Here is a 13,961-nt window from a genome sequence, read left to right on the forward strand (position 1 = left end):
GATGGTTCTCCTGATCGGAGAGCTGTGCGAGCAGGTTTCCTTCGAAGTGCTCGATCTATGGCCGCCTGGATCATTTGCCGGCTGACTTTACCGCGCTCTCCTCAATCCATGTGGAGATGTCCTCTTCAGCCCAGGCCACGGCATAGCCACCCAGTTGCACAGGTTTCGGGAACTTACCCTCTGCCATCCAGCGGTAGATGGTCGACCGGCCGAGGCCAACGCGATGCTGGACCTCCTTGAACCTGACCAGGCGCGTCACTCTGCGCGGTACTGCGGGATCGTAGTCAACCATTACGTCCTCCTGCGTCGGCCAGAAGGGCGTCCTTGCGGGCAAGCTCGTCGAGATGGTCTGCCAGAAGCCGGGCAACGCGGTGCGCCGTCCCCTTGGCCCAGCGCGGCTTAACATCGTGAACCTGGTTGCCCAGGACGCGTTCAAGGCTGGACGGCAGTTCGCTGACGAGCTCCTCGAAAAAGTGGGCGATATCCGTCTGAAGCCAGCGGGTCGCTTGGTCGCTGCCCGCTCCAAGGAACAGCAGCATGGGAGCGTGCGGTGACATCCCAGATGCTGCGAGGATCCGAAGCGCTTCGCCAAGGCTTGGGCTGCGTTCGCCGAGCAGCGTCCGGCGGAGCGCGTCCTTGTGGAGGTCTGCATCGCGCGCGATCTCGCAGCGGTTGCGGCCGCTTTGCTCGACAGCTGTTTGCAAGAGCTGGGCAAGGTCTCTGCGGGTCTGCATTTCACCTAGTACGCTGAGGCTGACCATGACTGTTTCTCCTCTGGCTGGCGTGGTCGAATCACCGGCTACGCGAAGAGGAACTGTGTAGGAAAATAAAAAGAACAAAAAACGAACATAGCGGAAAGCGCGAATCAATGCTGGATGTCGATTCGCGCACAAACCGGCTCTGCGCGCGCGAAATCCGGGAGGCTGGGCGCACTTTCCGGCCATTTGTGTCGATGCGCTGCACCACGCGGCGCGAACTACGGCCACCTGAACCTTCGTGGTCGCTTTTTGCTTGGTCCAAGCCGCAGCAATTGAAGTCCCCATTTCCTACACCCGCGCTGAGGGAGCACGAAGAACAGACAGCGAACGGTCTCCCCGATTGCTGTCACTCCAACCTTCGAAAGGCTCCATCCATGAAAACATTCGTTCCGCGTTTCCCCCGGCCGCGGCTTGCGCAGTATGCGCTGCCGGCGATCGCTGCGCTTGCCGTTGCGAGCGCCGCGTATGCGGGAACCGACGCCACGTTCACGCCCGCCCTCACCAAATTCACCGCTTTTCTCCAGGGCTCCGGCGGCAAGATCATCACCGTCCTCAGCCTCGCCAGCGGCCTGATCGGTCTCGCGTCGGGCCGCTTCTCGATCGCGCAGATCGCGGTTCCGGTGGGCGTCGGAATTGGCGTCGGCACGGGTGTGCCGATCGTCACCTCCGTCGTGACCGCGGTCATCTGAAGCAGCGACCCGGTCACGGCGGGAGGGCGGCAACATGGCTGACAAGTACCTCGTACCCCAACGTCTCGACGATCCGGAGCTTATCGGCTTCTGGACGATCGACGAGTTTGCGGGGCTGTTGATCCCCTTCACCTGGGGGATCCTGGCGCAGCACATCTTCATCGGGATCGCTCTCGCCTTTGCGGCCTGGTTCGTCTTGCGGAAGGCGAAATCCAGACATGCGGGCTCGGCGCTGATGCATGCTGCCTACTGGTACCTGCCCGGGGCGTTCCTCGGGCTCAAGGCCACGCCGCCCTCCCATTGCCGTTTGCTGGCCGGCTGAGGGGGGCGTCATGCGTGCAGAGTACGCTTACGAAGAGGCGCAGAAGTACTTGCGCCAGCGCAATCGCCTGGCTGTGGCGACCGGGGTTCTCGGGCTTGCCAGTGTTCTAGGGGTCGGCGCTGCGGCGACAAGGGACCGCGAGGTCGTCCTCGTGCCGATCACGAGCGAGCGCCTTTCGCTTACCAGTGTCGGGGCCGACGCACATTACCTTGAGCTCGTCACGCGCGACACCGCACTGCTCCTTCTGAACCGGTCGCCCGAGGGGCTCGACTACTGGATGAGCGGGATCCTGCGGCTTGCCGATCCGGCAGCCTATGGGCGGCTGAAGGCCGAGCTCGTCAAGATTGTCGAGGAACAGCGCGGGTCGGATGTCAGCCAGGCGTTCGTGATCCGGCGGATGGATGTCGACCCCGGCACTCTCACCTCAACTGTCGCGGGCACGCTCAAGACCTTCGTCGGCGCGCAAGTGATCGCCAGCGACGATCGCAGCTTTCGGTTCCGCTGGAGCAGGCGGGGGCTCTCCCTCGCGCTCACCGGCTTCGAGCAGCTGCCCGATCCCAACCAGAAGGAAGCAACACAGCCATGAGTGCAACGATCCCCCTTGCCTCGCCGGCACTTGGCGCGGGCGTATTTTGCCTCGGTCTCGGCGCAAGCCGCCGCATCGACACGGGCTGGAAAGCGCTGAGCCTCGCCCTGTTCGCCTATGCCTGCACTGCGAGCCCGGCTTTTGCCGATCAATTCGTCGAGGCTGCCGACAACGCCAAGATCGACTGCGTGCTCTCGCGGAGCGAGCTGACCCGCATAGCGCTGGTCGGAGACGGCTTTGCCAATGTTTCGAAGATCGCGAGCGCTTATCCATACAGCGACTTCACGATCACCAATGAGCCGGTCCGCGGCGACATCTACATCTCGGTTCCGCCGCAGTTCGCATCGGACAAGGTCAGCTTCTTCGCCACGAGCAAGGCTGGGTTCGTTTACAAGTTCGCCTGCCGGACGGCAGCCCAGGAAGCGAGCCAGGTCTTCATTACGAACCCTGCGCTCAAGGCGCGCGAAGCGGAGGCGTGGGAGCGGGAAACCGGCCCTGACGATGCCGCAGTACGGCTTATCGAAGCCATGGCGACTGACGGTGTCCTCCCTGGTTTCAGCCGGCGTGCCGAACTCGGGCTTCTGCGCAAGACCGGCTCGCTCGAGGTTCAGCTCGTCGCAGAATACATCGGCGCGGAGCTCACCGGCCAGCGCTTCCGGCTTCGCAATCTCGGGAAAGGTCCGCTTGAGCTCGGTAAGGATCGTGAGGGTCCTGCCGGCGTGCTCGCGTTCGCCTATGGCCGGGACGTTCTCCTCCCTGGTGAGATCACCAGCGCCTTCCTCGTGTTTCGCAAGGGAGGGCTCGAATGATGCAAGATCCAGAAAACCCGGTCCGCGGGTCCGCCCATGCGGTGCACGAGGTCGACGAAGCCAACGCCACGCCCGCGAGCCGGCGCGAAGTCGGCAGGCGCAATCTCAATCGCCAGATTGCACAGCGCCAGAAGGTCCTACTGGCCGGCGTTGGCGCCATCGCATTGCTGGGCGGTGCGGCTTTTCTCTTCGCCGGCGGCGATGACAAGAGTGGTGGAGCGGCGGGCACCGGGGTCAGCATCGACACGGGTAGCCTCGTCAATCGCAATCTCTCCGAGCGCGAGTTTGTCGCGACCTACGGCAACAGGGCTGATGCGCAGGACCGCGAAATCAAGGCCCTAAAGGAAGGCCAGGTTTCGCGGCCGGAGCTCGAGGAGCAACTCGCCGCGCTCAAGACCGAGAATGCCCAGATGCGGACCGATGGCCAATCTGCCATCGATGCGATTTCGGCAGAGAACGCATCGCTCAAGGCGCAGCTCGACCAGGCATCGCGCGCGCTCACCGCTCCAGCCATGCCGCCGCCTGCCTATGGCCCAGGTGTTGCGCCGGGAAGCGTGGATGGAGCGAGCCGCCAAAGTGCGGGTGGCCCGGCACCGGAAGCCAAGGTCAGTCTGATGAGCTTCGAGACCAGCGGCGCGGCACCTGCGAAATCCGGCAGTGATCCGAGCATCCCCCAGCTTTTGCTACAGGACAGTCCCGATTACCTGCCGCCCAACAGCTATGCATCTGCACGGGTAATCGTCGGCGTCGATGCCTCGACCGGTGTTGCGAGCCAGACTGATCCGCTCCCCGTGGTGCTAAGGATTACCGGTCCGGCACGCTCGGTTCTGCGCGGCGGGAAGGTCCTGACGACCGACATCACCGGCTGCCTCGTCAACGGCGCGGCCCGCGGCGATCTCAGCAGCGAGAAAGTCTATGTGAAGCTGGCGCGCATGACCTGCGCGCAGCCGGGCGGCCGCTATGCGGTAAGCGAGGTCAAAGGCTTCATCAGCTTTGCCGGCAAGTCGGGCGTGCGCGGCCGCGTTGTCAGCCGCGCTGGGAGCCTGGTCGGCAAAGCGCTTCTTGCCGGAATCGTTGGCGGTTTCGGGCGGGGCTTCTCCGCCAACGCCAATGGCATCTTTACTGGACAGATTGGCGCTGACGGCAAGCGCCAGGCCCTTTCGCCGACGGACATCGTCACCGGCGGCATCGGCCAAGGCGCAGGAGAAGCCGCCGACACGGTGAGCAAATACCTCATCGAGCGGGCCGAACAATACCAACCCGTCGTCGAGATGCCGACCGGCATCGAGGTCGAGATCGTCTTTCTCGACGGCGTTCACGTCAGGAGCAACACGAAATGAACTACTCGGATCATCGGCCGGGCCTCAAAGCCCGTGCCGCCACGGCGGCGCTTGCATTCAGCACCGCGTTCGCCGTCGTAAGCCTCGGGCTCGCAGCCGTCATGGGATCGCCCGCGCAAGCTGGCGTCATGGCGGATGCGGTGCGCGACGCGCTCAAGATGCGCCTTCCCAAGACGCCCATCGACGCACTGACATGCGAGGGCTTCGGCGGGCTTTGCGAAGTCGTATCGGGAAGCACCTTGTTCTACGTCGATGCCAGCGCGCGCTATCTGCTCGTTGGCAGGCTCTACGACATGGAGGCGCGCCGCGATGTGACAGCGGGTCGGTTGCTTGAACTAAACCCGGACCTCATCGCCGCCGGCGCAGCACGCGCGGGCGGCGAGAGTAAGGCGCAGGACGAAGGACCGGCGAACGCGGTCCCGACCAATGTCGACCTCGCAAAGCTGCCGGCAGAAGGCGCTGTGCGCTGGGGCAATCCGACAGGTCCCAAGGTCGTCGTCTTTTCGGACTTCCACTGCGGCTACTGCCAGCGCCTGACCGGCGAACTTAGCAAGGCAGGAGTACAGGTCGAAGAGCGGCCGATCTCGATCTTCGGCGCCAAGAGCCGGGCGCTGTCTGAGGCCGTCCTCTGTGCGTCCGATCCGGCAACCGCGCTTCATGCGGCCTATGCCGGTGAGGCACCGAAGCCCCGATCGGGCTGCAAACCAAAGGGTCTCGATGCAAACGAGGCTTTCGCCAAGGCAAATGGCTTCAACGGCACGCCTGTCCTGGTGCGGGCGAGCGATGGTGCCGTCCTGCAGGGTTATCGCCCCGCAAGCGAGATCCGCCGCTTCCTTGGCCTCGCGCTGAACAAGGGAGGTCAGTGATGCGCCTCCCCGACAGACCTTCCCTCGCGCCCGCGCGTTTTGCTGCCATCGCCGTCTTCGCTGTCTCCACCAGTGGCTGCGCAGTGATGGACAGCAATGTCAAAGGGAACTTCACCTGCCGTGCGCCTGAAGGGACCTGCGCGCCGACGTCGGTAATCGACGCGGCGGCGACCAAGGCTTCCGAGAAAGTTGCCGAACCTGTGCATTCGGTATCGAGCCGCAGCATAGGGGCCAATTCCGACGGACGGCTTCAAATCGTGCTGGCGGCCTATCGTGACGAGAATGGCCGGACCCATGAAGCGCGGGTCGTAGCGGTGGCACTGCCCGCGACGAGGACAAGCCAGTTTACCGAGCCGGCGAGCCGCCGTGAGGTTGCGAGGGCGCTTGCCCGGGCGGTCGATGCGGCGCGTCACACCGGGAGCGTTGAAGAAGCACCGCGTTCGATTGGCCTGACCGCCAATCCGGCCTCCGACCCTGCCACTACCCGCTTGCCGGACGTGCTCACTGCCCCCTTGCAGCACGCGCCGGCTGGGGGATCTGGGACAGCCTCCCTCCCGGCCCAGGTCCCCCACCTTGATCCGCAAACCGGGGACCTCGATCCTCAGGAAGGTCACGTGCCATGAAGCTTTCACTCGCCGGCGCGCGGGACGCGCTTAAGGGCTCATTGTTCGCCGATACGGCTTCAGCAGAAAGGCCGCGTCCGCGCTTTGGTCTCGATATGCTGTCGGACTGGCTACCTTATCGCGTCTACGATGAGAGCGCGGGGCTCTATCGAAACGCCCGGTCAAAGGGCTTCATCCTCGAGGTCACGCCGCTCATCGGTGCCGATGAGCGCACCGGCGAGATCCTCGGGCAGTTCTTCTCCGAAGGACTTCCCGAGGGAGCCTGCCTCCAGGTGCTCAACTTTGCGAGCCCGCGCATTGGGCAAGTGGTTTCACCGTGGTTTGCACCGCGCTACGAGCAGGGCGGGGTGTACGAGGCGATCGCGCGGGAGCGGATAGCCCGGTTCTACGATCTCGTCTGGGAGAGCGGGTCGGCGCACGCGCCCTTCCATGTTCGCAGCAGCCGCTTGATCGTCTCGCTCGGTGTTCGTGAAGGCACAAGCGTCACCGATGCTGAACTTGCAGAATGCCGTGAAGGGCTGCTTGGCCTCCTTCATTCGCTCGGTCTCGAAGCGGACGTACTGCGGCCTTCGGCGCTGATCGGTCTGATCGACGAACTCACCTCTCCGACCACGGCGCGCGAACCTGAGCGCAAAAGCTGGAACCCGCTCGAGCAGATCGACGTCCAGGCTATCCGCTCCGATATCGAGCTTGAGGTCGAGGATGACCGCATGGTGCTGAGGACCGAGCGGTTCCGCGAGATGGGCCGCGATAGCGCCGGCAATCCCGAAGTTGGGGTGTGCCTGCCTGATACGTTTGATCTTCGCCACTTTGCCGTGCGCGCTTTCCCCGAGCGTTGGGCTCCTTGGGAATGTTCACGCCTCATCGGTGACATGTTCGCCGACAAGCTGCGCTTTCCCTGTCCGACCGCAACCATGCTCTGCCTGGTCTATCCCGATCAGGAGGCGGCCTCGGCACGCGCCGGCTACAAGTTCATGCGCACCACGAGTCTGAGCCAAACCAAGAGCGCGCGGTTTCTTCCTAAGCTTTCCGACCAGTCAGCCGAGTGGCGGCAAGTCCAAAACGAACTGCAGGCCGGCAAGAAGCTGGTGAAGCTGTTCTACGGGCTCACCAGCTATTCGCCGCTCGGCCAAGGCGATGCGCACGAGCGGGTGATTAAGGCGATCTTCAAGGCCGCAGGCTGGGATCTTGCCGACGAGCGCTTTCTCCAGCTCCAGGGTTTGGTTGCATCCTTCCCCTTGAGCCTCGCCGATGGGCTGGCCGACGACATGCTCCGCCTGAAGCGCATGCGCACTATGCTCTCGACGACTGCGGCCAATATCGCGCCGATGCAGGGCGAGTACCTTGGTCGCGCCGTGCCTCATCTCCTCCTCGTCGGTCGCCGAGGTCAGCCCTTCTGGTGGTCGCCCTTCGAGAACGGGGCGGGAAATCACAATATCGCGATTTGCGGCAAGTCCGGATCGGGAAAATCAGTCCTGCTCCAGGAGCTTTGTGCGGCGCTGCGCGGCGCAGGAGCCAAAGTAGTCGTGATCGACGATGGCCGCTCGTTCGAGCACTCGGTGAAGCTCCAGGGCGGCCGCTTCGTTGAGTTCACGATGGCGGCGGGCTTCTCGCTCAATCCTTTTTCGATGGTCGATGACGCCCGGGCGGCGATTGACGATGATTACCGCCTCGATTGCTTCGCCATGATCAAGGCGATGGTCGGCCAGATGGCGCGTCACGATGACAAGCCGAGCGATACCGAGCGTGGCCTGATAGACCGGGCGGTGACCACTGTATGGGATCTGCTCGGCAGCGGCGGAAGCCTTGACGACGTCGCGTCTGCTCTCGAGCAGAGCGGTGAGATCGGGGTGAACCTCGCTACGGCGATCTCGCCCTATTGCCGAGGCGGCAGCTATGGCCGGTTCTTCACCGGTCAGGCGAGCTTTGCGCTCGACGATGACTTCACCGTATTCGAAATGAGTGATCTTGCGAGCCGGGACGACCTCAGAAGCGTCGTTCTCTCAGCGATCATGTTCATGACCGGGCAGGCCATGACGCGTACGGCTCGCAGCACCCGCAAACTGCTCCTCATCGATGAAGCCTGGAGCATGCTGAAGGGCGGCTCGATGGGTGAGTTCGTCGAGACCTATGCTCGAACGGCTCGAAAGTACGGCGGCGCACTGGCGACAGCCACGCAATCGCTCAACGACTACTACAAGTCAGATGGGGCCCGCGCGGCGCTCGAGAACAGCGACTGGATGCTGATCCTCCAGCAGAAAGCCGAGACGATTGCCGACTTCCGGCAAAGCGCCCGGCTCGACATGGACGACCGCACTGAGACGCTAATCCGATCCTTGAAGCGTTCGGGTGCGGAATACTCCGAGATTTTCATTAAGGGACCTGAGACTGAAGCGATCGGCCGCCTCGTGCTTGACCCGCTCTCGGCCACGATCTTTTCGTCCGATCCAAGCACCTATGCTGCGATCCAGGCGCTTGAAGCCAAGGGTATGCCGCTCACGGAAGCCATTCGGCAGGTCGCCGGACTTCAGGAAGGACATCGCCGATGACCTTCCACGACACCCCGTTCGACCACGTTGGCGTTTGGCCGCCTCCTGTTCGGCTGATCCCAATCCTCCAGGGTACGTGCTTTGTGCTGATCGAGGCCATGCGCTTTGCCGCATCGAGCTTGCTGATCGTGCTAGGTCTGCCGCTCTTTGCGTTCCTCGTCCTCATTGGTTGGGACCTTGAGCTGCTGTTTGCGCAGCTGGGCAATCTTGCCGACCACTACCGCGAGGCGGATGCGCTCCGCCGATATGCATTCTCGCAAGACCTCCAGGGTGTGTTTGTTGCCAGCGCGTTAGGCGTGGTGGTGGCGCGCGCGCCGCGGTTCCTGAGGCGGCTTGCGGGCGGCTTGGCCGTAACAGCGAGGGAACCAGACCATGGCTGATAGCAAGACTGCGCAATCGACCGGTGGTGTGCTGGCGCTGCGCCTGATCGCGGTGCTCGGCGTAGTTTCAATCCTACTCTGGGCGGTCTGGGTCAGCCGAGAAGCGACCCGTCCGCATGAGCAGATCGTCACGGTTCGCTTGTCGGAGACCATAGCGCATTTCGTCGATGCCGAAGCGCGCAGCGGCAAGCCGCCGCAAGACACACAGGCGAGGACGATCACGTACCTCAAGGCCGCCGAAGCTGCAGTCCGCGAGATGGGCCGCAACGGCCGCGTGGTGCTGGTCGCTGAAGCTGTTCTCAGCGGTGATGTTCCCGACGCGACCGCCGAACTCGAGCTGCGCTTGGCGAGAAAGCTAAGCGAGGGGAGGCGGCCATGAACGAGCTTCTGGCTGGCGCCTGGCGCGGTGCGAGGCGGTCCATTCTTCTGACCGGAATCGTCGCCTTGTCGTTTGTCTGGGCGCCGCTTGCAGCCTTCAGCGAGGATCATGCCTTCCTGATCAATTCGAGCCCAAGCCTACCGAACTGGGCGTTCTGGCTCGACAAGTCTGCACCGACTACGCGCGGCAGCCTGATCTTCTTCGAGCCGCCAGCCTCGCCGCTGCTGGAGAAGCATTTCGGGAAGGGGCCGCATCTCTTCGGTAAGCGCGTCCTCGGCCTGCCGGGTGACGTGGTGAGCCACGAGGGCGCCGAGGTCCTGGTCAACGGACGCAAAGTCGGCGCGCGCCTCGCGCGCACCCGTCGCGGACTGACGCTCAGCCCCGGCCCCGAAGGGGTTATCCCGCGCGGCTGCTACTATGTCGGGAGCGACCACCCGCGCGGCTTCGACAGCCGCTATGCCGAAGTTGGCTTTGCCTGCCGTGGCCACATTCTTGGCAGCGGGAGGGCGATCCTGTGAGGCGCGCCCTTATCCTTCCGCTCTGCCTTGCCTTCGTCCCAGCGGCTGAGGCCCGTGACTATGGCCAGCAAGGTGCGGTCTTCCCGGTGATCGAGCGCGATCTCCTCGAGCAGATCCATACGCGGCTGACCGCGATGGAAAAGTCGGGCGAGACCGGGCGGCTGAACCAGGAACTGCAGCGGCGTACCACGGCCCGGGTCAATCGGCCCGAGCCGGTCTCCGGACTGGTCCGGGCGAGCGCCGCCCGTCGCTGGAGCTTTGACCCGACGATTACGCTCGAGACCGATATTCGAGGGCCCAAGGGCGAGCTCATTCATGCCCGCGGCACAAGGGTGAATCCGCTCGACAGCGTCCCCCTGCGCGCCGAGCTCCTGTTCTTCGACGGCGACGATCCCGATCAGCTCAGTTGGGCGCTGAGCCAGTCGGGAACTGCGAAACTCATTCTGACCAAGGGCGCGCCGCTCGAGCTGATGAAGGCTCGGCAGCGACGCTTCTACTTCGACCAGGGCGGCAAACTCATTCGCCACTTCGGGATCGAGGCGGTGCCGGCGCGGGTCCGCCAGCAAGGCCGCGCGCTCGAAGTCAGCGAGATCGTTCTTCCGCTTCGCCAAGGAGCCCGCCCATGACCCGTTTTCGTCGTTTGGCTGCGGTTATGCTCGCAAGCCTCGGTCTGGCGTTGGCCACTCCAGCCAGTGCCGATGCGGGTCCGGGCCGCTGCACCGGCAGCTTCGTCAACCCGATCACCGACATCTGCTGGTCGTGCCTGTTTCCGATCTCGGTCGGCGGCCTCAAGATCTGGCCCTCGAGCCGTCCCGATCCTTCCAATCCGACCCTGCCGCTATGCCTGTGCGGTTTGCGCCCTGGCATTGCTATGGGGTTCTGGGAGCCGGTCCGGCTTGCTGATGTGAGCATGAAGCCCTGGTGCTTCGTCAACCTGGGCGGGATGAAGCTCAATCCCGGCTTCGATATCGGGTTTCGCTCGATCAAGGGGCCGTCAGCCGTGGGCGGAGCCAGCCAGAATTACTCGAGCTGGCATGTCCACTGGTACGCTTACCCCTTGATCTACTGGATGGAGATCATCGCCGACTTTCTGTGCCTTGAGTCTGGTTCGATCGACATTCTCTACATCTCCGAGATCGATCCGCTTTGGCAGGACAGCGAACTCACCGCGATCATCAATCCCGAGGCGGTTCTGTTCGCCAATCCGCTCGCGCTCGCTGCCTGCGCGGCCGATTGTGTGTCCTCGACGGTCCACTTGCCAGTCGACGAGATGTTCTGGTGCGCCGGCTGCCAGGGCTCGATGTACCCGATGAACGGCAATGTCTCGGCCTCAATCGGACATGTCCAGGCTTCACGGCTCGTGCTCTCGCGCTTTGCCTACAAGCTTCACCGTGAGCTCGTCGCCTGGGGCACGATGGGCAGCAAGGGACTCTGCGGCAAGTACCTGATGCCGGTGATGCGCAAGCAGCAATACCGCTTCCAGGCCACCAATCCGAACCCGGCGACCAAGGGGCGCTATGCCTGCCCTCCGATCGGCGCCGCCACCACCTTTCAATCGGCCGGACAGGTCATCCCCGCGATCGGCGAGGACATGGGTTACCTTGTCTGGCGCAAGCGGAACTGCTGCGCGCTATGAACCGGAAACTCTTTCTCATCCCCCTGGGCTTGGCGCTTCCCCTCGCGGGACTCGCGCTCGCCCAGAGTGCCCCCGACGGCATAGATGTCGACGCCATTCGCGCCCGCTCGGCGGAGCACGCCGAGGACGCAGCCGCCCTGGCGGCGGCGGTCCGCAAACGGGCCGAAGCGGTGCACGATGATGCACTCCAGACCCAGGATAAGGCGCAGGCTGCTGGCGCGCGCTACGCGGAAAGTCTGCCATCCACGACAAAGAGCGCGGATGTCTTCGATTTCGATGCGATGGTTCGCGAGCGTGCTGAGGCAGAGAAGGCGCAGCTTGGCGAAAGCCCGCGCTTCATCGCCTTTGCCAGTCTGTCGATGCCGCCCGAGGCCTTGAAGGCTTTGGTGCGCGACATGGGCCGCGCCGGCGGAGTGACCGTGCTGCGGGGCTTCCCATCGGGCGATTCCAAGCGGTTCAAGGCGCTCCTGACCGATATCTGGCAAGGCGAAGATGCCCCGCAGGCGCTCGGGATCGACCCGCGCTTGTTCCGCGCCTTTCGCATCGAGGCAGCGCCTAGCTTTGTCATGGTGGGGAGCGATTTTTCACCTTGCGATGGGTTCGATTGCCAGGACGTCCTCCCGCCTCACGACCGGCTGACCGGCAATGTGACGGTCGGACAGGTCCTCCAAACCTTCAAAGACGGTGGCGGCCCCGGCGCGGCGCTGGCGCGCCTCCATCTTGCCCGCCTCGAAGCAGGAGTGGATCGATGAGAACGATCCTGACGCTGCTCTGCGCCGGTCTCCTGTGCGCGGGCGCCGCTCAGTCCGTCGCGGCCCAGTCCCGATCAGGACAGACGGCTGCTGATGCAAAGGCTGACGGCAAGGCCTTCGGCAATACCGTGATCGACCAGGTGAAGAGTGCAGCGACCACTGCGCCCGACGCTGCGCGCGTGCCTGGTTTCAACCCTGCCGCGATGCAGAGTCTGGAAGATCTGGCCGCCCATCCGGACCGGATCGAGGGCGCGGCGCGCAGTGCAGCCACCAGCAACACTGCCGTCCGCACCATCGAGGATTCGATGAACAATCGGGCGCGCTTCTCACCCCAGGAGATCAAGAGCATCCTCGCGCGCTCGGGTGAGATCAGCAAGATCCCGCTCGACTACACCAGCGGCATGTCGGTCTCCGGCTCGAAGGGCAATTGCGTGCCCTTGCCACCCGGCACTGGCTCGGTCGGCACGTACATGGCGACCTGCAACACCGGCTATACGGCTGAGCAGAAGTCCGCATCCTGTTCAATCACGCTCAAGGCCAGTGCTGCCCCGCGCGACATCTATGGCTATTATTGCGTTGGCGGCAGCGGGGTCGATCCCGCCAGCATATACGCCTGCAAGAATTATCCGGCGCCGCAGTGCACGGTAACGCAGTCTTGGCCGATCAACCTGTGCGATCCCTATTTCGGGATCTACTGGGGCTGCAATTACGGCGACCTGCATGTCGACCTCGTGAGCTGCACCGCACCGGTCGAGGGCGCCACGCCTTACACCACGACCACCGAAACCGTGGTGACGACCCAGCGCAACGAGAGCCAGTGCTCCAGCCTTGCAACTGATGCCAATTGCTCGCTGGACAGCGAGGTCTGCGCCGACAGCGATCCCGTCACCCGGATCGTCGACGGCGTGTCGGTGATCCAGCCCTGCTGGGCCTGGCAGCGCAATTACACCTGTTCGGCCAGGATCGCCGGCAATGATTGCAGCGAGCTCGAGGCCAACGGCAGCTGCCATTTCGTGCGCGAGGATTGTCTGACGGGTGACACTCCCTGTTCGACCGCCGAGCGTGTCTACGAGTGCCCGGTGCCGCCGAGTGAGACGTCGGGCCAGCAATATGTCTGCGACGGCGATGTCTACTGCATCGACGGCTCGTGCGAGACCATCCAGCGCGAAGCCAACGATGAATTCAAGGACGCGGTCGTCGCCTTGAGCGCGATGGACCAGGCGCGGCGCGAATTCGATCCTGGGACCATGACCCTGTTCAAGGGCAAGCGAGAGACGTGTTCGTCCAAGGTCTTTGGCGTGCTCAACTGCTGCAAGGGCAAGGGCTTCCCACTCATCCCCGGCATCCAGTTTCTGGTCATGCTGGGCTGTAGCCGGGAGGAAATCCTGCTCCACCAGCGCGATGCGCAGGGCCTTTGCGCCTATGTCGGGACCTATTGCTCCTCGAGCTTCCTCGGCATCTGCCTGACCAAGAAAAAGGTCTACTGCTGCTTTGAATCCAAGCTGACCCGCATCCTGCAGGAGCAGGGCCGCGCGCAGCTGCCCAAGCCCTGGGCCAAACCCAAGTCGGAGCAGTGCCTGGGCTTCACGCTCGACGAGTTCGCCCGCCTTGACCTCTCCCGCATGGATTTCTCAGAGGTCTATGCGGAGTTCACCGACGCTGCGCGCCTCCCCGACGAGCTGCAGACCTCCGAACTGATCCAGCAAAAAATCCGCGACCGCTATGAAGGGAGCAGCCAGTGAGCGCGCTTCGTA

17 protein-coding genes are annotated in these 13,961 nt (G+C 63.8%); 15 read left to right on the forward strand and 2 right to left on the reverse strand.

From position 1 onward, the window contains the following. Positions 1-70 precede the first annotated feature (70 nt). Positions 71-292 (reverse strand): AlpA family transcriptional regulator, encoded by a 222-nt coding sequence (locus Q0071_RS06755; RefSeq protein WP_298166614.1) that lies wholly within the window; start codon positions 290-292, stop codon positions 71-73. Further along, positions 285-761, reverse strand: a complete 477-nt coding sequence (locus tag Q0071_RS06760; protein WP_298166616.1) for a hypothetical protein — start codon at positions 759-761, stop codon at positions 285-287. The genes Q0071_RS06755 and Q0071_RS06760 overlap by 8 nt, the downstream gene beginning before the upstream one ends. A gap of 371 nt (positions 762-1,132) precedes the next feature. Here Q0071_RS06760 and Q0071_RS06765 point away from each other — a divergent pair, with 371 nt between their 5' ends. Genes Q0071_RS06765 through Q0071_RS06835 form a run of 15 tightly spaced genes read left to right on the forward strand, consistent with a single transcriptional unit; the run spans position 1,133 to position 13,949 of the window. Next, positions 1,133-1,447 carry a hypothetical protein gene (locus tag Q0071_RS06765; protein ID WP_298166618.1) on the forward strand — a complete coding sequence of 105 codons (315 nt, stop codon included), beginning with the start codon at positions 1,133-1,135 and terminating at the stop codon, positions 1,445-1,447. A 34-nt stretch (positions 1,448-1,481) separates the two neighbouring features. Next, positions 1,482-1,769: a type IV conjugative transfer system protein TraL gene (gene traL / locus Q0071_RS06770; RefSeq protein ID WP_298166620.1), complete on the forward strand. Its 288-nt coding sequence runs from the start codon at positions 1,482-1,484 to the stop codon at positions 1,767-1,769. 10 nt (positions 1,770-1,779) lie between these two features. After that, positions 1,780-2,355 (forward strand): type IV conjugative transfer system protein TraE, encoded by a 576-nt coding sequence (locus Q0071_RS06775; protein ID WP_298166621.1) that lies wholly within the window; start codon positions 1,780-1,782, stop codon positions 2,353-2,355. Then, positions 2,352-3,164 (forward strand): type-F conjugative transfer system secretin TraK, encoded by an 813-nt coding sequence (locus Q0071_RS06780; RefSeq protein ID WP_298166624.1) that lies wholly within the window; start codon positions 2,352-2,354, stop codon positions 3,162-3,164. Before Q0071_RS06775 ends, Q0071_RS06780 begins: the two co-directional genes overlap by 4 nt. Next, positions 3,164-4,504, forward strand: coding sequence for a TraB/VirB10 family protein (locus tag Q0071_RS06785; protein ID WP_298166929.1), 1,341 nt, complete (start codon positions 3,164-3,166; stop codon positions 4,502-4,504). The genes Q0071_RS06780 and Q0071_RS06785 overlap by 1 nt, the downstream gene beginning before the upstream one ends. After that, entirely contained in the window at positions 4,501-5,370 is an 870-nt protein-coding gene (locus Q0071_RS06790) for a DsbC family protein (RefSeq protein WP_298166626.1), read from the forward strand. The genes Q0071_RS06785 and Q0071_RS06790 overlap by 4 nt, the downstream gene beginning before the upstream one ends. After that, positions 5,370-5,993 (forward strand): hypothetical protein, encoded by a 624-nt coding sequence (locus tag Q0071_RS06795; protein ID WP_298166628.1) that lies wholly within the window; start codon positions 5,370-5,372, stop codon positions 5,991-5,993. The genes Q0071_RS06790 and Q0071_RS06795 overlap by 1 nt, the downstream gene beginning before the upstream one ends. Further along, positions 5,990-8,542, forward strand: coding sequence for a type IV secretion system protein TraC (gene traC, locus Q0071_RS06800; RefSeq protein WP_298166630.1), 2,553 nt, complete (start codon positions 5,990-5,992; stop codon positions 8,540-8,542). Before Q0071_RS06795 ends, traC begins: the two co-directional genes overlap by 4 nt. Then, a complete protein-coding gene (locus Q0071_RS06805; protein WP_298166632.1) occupies positions 8,539-8,922 on the forward strand; it encodes a hypothetical protein in 384 nt (127 codons plus the stop codon). The genes traC and Q0071_RS06805 overlap by 4 nt, the downstream gene beginning before the upstream one ends. After that, entirely contained in the window at positions 8,915-9,301 is a 387-nt protein-coding gene (locus tag Q0071_RS06810; protein WP_298166633.1) for a TrbI F-type domain-containing protein, read from the forward strand. Before Q0071_RS06805 ends, Q0071_RS06810 begins: the two co-directional genes overlap by 8 nt. Further along, positions 9,298-9,819: a S26 family signal peptidase gene (locus Q0071_RS06815; protein ID WP_298166635.1), complete on the forward strand. Its 522-nt coding sequence runs from the start codon at positions 9,298-9,300 to the stop codon at positions 9,817-9,819. The genes Q0071_RS06810 and Q0071_RS06815 overlap by 4 nt, the downstream gene beginning before the upstream one ends. Then, positions 9,816-10,445: a type-F conjugative transfer system protein TraW gene (traW, locus tag Q0071_RS06820; RefSeq protein ID WP_298166637.1), complete on the forward strand. Its 630-nt coding sequence runs from the start codon at positions 9,816-9,818 to the stop codon at positions 10,443-10,445. Before Q0071_RS06815 ends, traW begins: the two co-directional genes overlap by 4 nt. Next, positions 10,442-11,455 carry a conjugal transfer pilus assembly protein TraU gene (traU, locus tag Q0071_RS06825; protein ID WP_298166639.1) on the forward strand — a complete coding sequence of 338 codons (1,014 nt, stop codon included), beginning with the start codon at positions 10,442-10,444 and terminating at the stop codon, positions 11,453-11,455. The genes traW and traU overlap by 4 nt, the downstream gene beginning before the upstream one ends. 29 nt (positions 11,456-11,484) lie before the next feature. Then, positions 11,485-12,207 carry a type-F conjugative transfer system pilin assembly protein TrbC gene (locus Q0071_RS06830; protein WP_366886177.1) on the forward strand — a complete coding sequence of 241 codons (723 nt, stop codon included), beginning with the start codon at positions 11,485-11,487 and terminating at the stop codon, positions 12,205-12,207. After that, entirely contained in the window at positions 12,204-13,949 is a 1,746-nt protein-coding gene (locus Q0071_RS06835) for a conjugal transfer protein TraN (RefSeq protein WP_298166643.1), read from the forward strand. The genes Q0071_RS06830 and Q0071_RS06835 overlap by 4 nt, the downstream gene beginning before the upstream one ends. Positions 13,950-13,961: the final 12 nt, after the last annotated feature.

Origin of the sequence: Novosphingobium sp. (assembly GCF_027486195.1) — a bacterium.
Classification (GTDB): Bacteria; Pseudomonadota; Alphaproteobacteria; order Sphingomonadales; family Sphingomonadaceae; genus Novosphingobium.

What these genes read in the sequence shown, in the direction of transcription:
- Q0071_RS06805 (WP_298166632.1), top strand. Translation starts at nt 8,539, where the DNA reads ATGACCTTCCACGACACCCCGTTCGACCACGTTGGCGTTTGGCCGCCT.
- traU (WP_298166639.1), top strand. Translation starts at nt 10,442, where the DNA reads ATGACCCGTTTTCGTCGTTTGGCTGCGGTTATGCTCGCAAGCCTCGGT.
- Q0071_RS06760 (WP_298166616.1), bottom strand. Translation starts at nt 761, where the DNA reads ATGGTCAGCCTCAGCGTACTAGGTGAAATGCAGACCCGCAGAGACCTT.
- traC (WP_298166630.1), top strand. Translation starts at nt 5,990, where the DNA reads ATGAAGCTTTCACTCGCCGGCGCGCGGGACGCGCTTAAGGGCTCATTG.
- Q0071_RS06810 (WP_298166633.1), top strand. Translation starts at nt 8,915, where the DNA reads ATGGCTGATAGCAAGACTGCGCAATCGACCGGTGGTGTGCTGGCGCTG.
- Q0071_RS06765 (WP_298166618.1), top strand. Translation starts at nt 1,133, where the DNA reads ATGAAAACATTCGTTCCGCGTTTCCCCCGGCCGCGGCTTGCGCAGTAT.
- traL (WP_298166620.1), top strand. Translation starts at nt 1,482, where the DNA reads ATGGCTGACAAGTACCTCGTACCCCAACGTCTCGACGATCCGGAGCTT.
- Q0071_RS06775 (WP_298166621.1), top strand. Translation starts at nt 1,780, where the DNA reads ATGCGTGCAGAGTACGCTTACGAAGAGGCGCAGAAGTACTTGCGCCAG.
- Q0071_RS06780 (WP_298166624.1), top strand. Translation starts at nt 2,352, where the DNA reads ATGAGTGCAACGATCCCCCTTGCCTCGCCGGCACTTGGCGCGGGCGTA.
- Q0071_RS06815 (WP_298166635.1), top strand. Translation starts at nt 9,298, where the DNA reads ATGAACGAGCTTCTGGCTGGCGCCTGGCGCGGTGCGAGGCGGTCCATT.
- Q0071_RS06795 (WP_298166628.1), top strand. Translation starts at nt 5,370, where the DNA reads ATGCGCCTCCCCGACAGACCTTCCCTCGCGCCCGCGCGTTTTGCTGCC.
- Q0071_RS06835 (WP_298166643.1), top strand. Translation starts at nt 12,204, where the DNA reads ATGAGAACGATCCTGACGCTGCTCTGCGCCGGTCTCCTGTGCGCGGGC.
- Q0071_RS06755 (WP_298166614.1), bottom strand. Translation starts at nt 292, where the DNA reads ATGGTTGACTACGATCCCGCAGTACCGCGCAGAGTGACGCGCCTGGTC.
- Q0071_RS06790 (WP_298166626.1), top strand. Translation starts at nt 4,501, where the DNA reads ATGAACTACTCGGATCATCGGCCGGGCCTCAAAGCCCGTGCCGCCACG.
- Q0071_RS06785 (WP_298166929.1), top strand. Translation starts at nt 3,164, where the DNA reads ATGCAAGATCCAGAAAACCCGGTCCGCGGGTCCGCCCATGCGGTGCAC.